At 22.0% G+C, this 1,502-nt stretch carries 3 protein-coding genes; 1 reads left to right on the forward strand and 2 read right to left on the reverse strand.

Annotation, left to right across the window (positions count from 1 at the left end):
- Positions 1 to 538: 538 nt before the first annotated feature.
- Entirely contained in the window at positions 539 to 901 is a 363-nt protein-coding gene (locus tag C6B38_RS03740) for a lipoprotein (protein ID WP_105298710.1), read from the forward strand.
- Positions 902 to 1,086: 185 nt separating this feature from the next.
- Here the strand turns inward: C6B38_RS03740 and C6B38_RS09840 are convergent, their stop codons facing one another.
- Complete coding sequence (locus C6B38_RS09840; protein WP_162475844.1) at positions 1,087 to 1,251, reverse strand: hypothetical protein; 165 nt, start codon at positions 1,249 to 1,251, stop codon at positions 1,087 to 1,089.
- On the reverse strand, positions 1,235 to 1,502 hold a 268-nt coding region (locus C6B38_RS09845; RefSeq protein ID WP_162475845.1), incomplete at its 5' end, for a hypothetical protein. The genes C6B38_RS09845 and C6B38_RS09840, both read right to left, overlap by 17 nt.

Here is a 1,502-nt window from a genome sequence, read left to right on the forward strand (position 1 = left end):
ATATTATGCTTTGTTTTATAGTTCTTATCCATATCGCTTTAAAATGGGATTATAGGTAATAGATTTTTGGCCGATCGGTTGACTTTCTTAAATTATTGTGATAAAATTATCTACAATTTAAAAAATTTTTGGAGGTTCTTTCAAACAAATTTGGGAACCTTTATAAAATTCTTCGCTTAACGCTTAAAATTTTTCCCAAGTACTTTGAAAAGCGCGGCAAAATTTTTTTTAAACTTTAAGTTATTTTTCACAAAATTCTAGAAAGTCTCCGCGAGGCCAGATTGACCCTCTGCATATAATAAATTAAATAATTTCCTTTCAAAAAATTAAATAACGCTTTGTATATATATACAAGTATATTAAAACAATTATATAAAATTTTTCACAAAATTCTAGAAAGTCTCCGCGAGGCCAGATTGACCCTCTGCATATAATAAATTAAATAATTTCCTTTCAAAAAATTAAATAACGCTTTGTATATATATACAAGTATATTAAAACAATTATATAAAAAAGTTTAACGAAAGGAATTATTATAATGAAAAAGATATTAAGTATTTTAGGAACAATCACTCTAATTGGAACAAGTRCAACAAGTTTAGYTGCTTGTAATACACCACAATATAGCGAAGAAGAATTAACAAAAATAAAAGAAGAAAACAAAATAAATACTGCTAACCAAGAAATTAAAAACAATTTAGAATGAATAGCACCCCAAGAAAAACCATTTAATAAGGTTGATAATAAATATTATTATGTAGTATGGTGTTGCGATAAAAATGAGGAATGAAGAATTGTTAAATTTAAAAATGATAAAAAAGTAGAAAATTTTATTAAAATTACCGATAAAAATGATTGAAATTTATTTTTAAATAAAGAAAACAAAACAATAATGAAATAATTTTAAATATCAGTGAAAAAAAGAAACAAACTACTTCTTATGTTTGAAAAAAGAAAATAGTAATAATTTTAAATCAGTTTATCGTTGAAATTTAGATACAGCAGAGCCAAATTTAGTTATTGATGATAATGGTAATGTAAAAGTTAATGAATAATTAATAAAAAGTCATTTATTAAAATGACTTTTTATATTTCTAATGTAATTAATGATAATTTCTCATTGTTTTTGTTAAATAATTGTAAATTATTAATATTAATTTGTTCTTTTTCTGTATAAATTGTACTAATCAAATTCACTGTGTTTGTACACGATAACGAAAATATTGCTAAAAAACTAAGTAATTTTTTCATATTTGTTGTATCCTAAATAAAAACCATTATCTCAATAATTAGGGTTATCAATATTTTCTAAATCTTCTAGTAATTGTTTTAATTCTTCTGATGTTAATTTTTGTTGTTGTATTTTATTATTTTTATAATGATTATCATATTTATTTAGTAAATCATTATTAGCATCAATGTTGTTTTGCGAATTAAACTGTTTTTTGTTTTCATGTTTTAATTTTTCAAAAGATAAAATTAAATTTTTTCCCACAATATTA

It is taken from the genome of Spiroplasma sp. ChiS, assembly GCF_002968355.1.
Taxonomy (GTDB): domain Bacteria; phylum Bacillota_I; class Bacilli_A; order Mycoplasmatales; family Mycoplasmataceae; genus Spiroplasma; species Spiroplasma citri.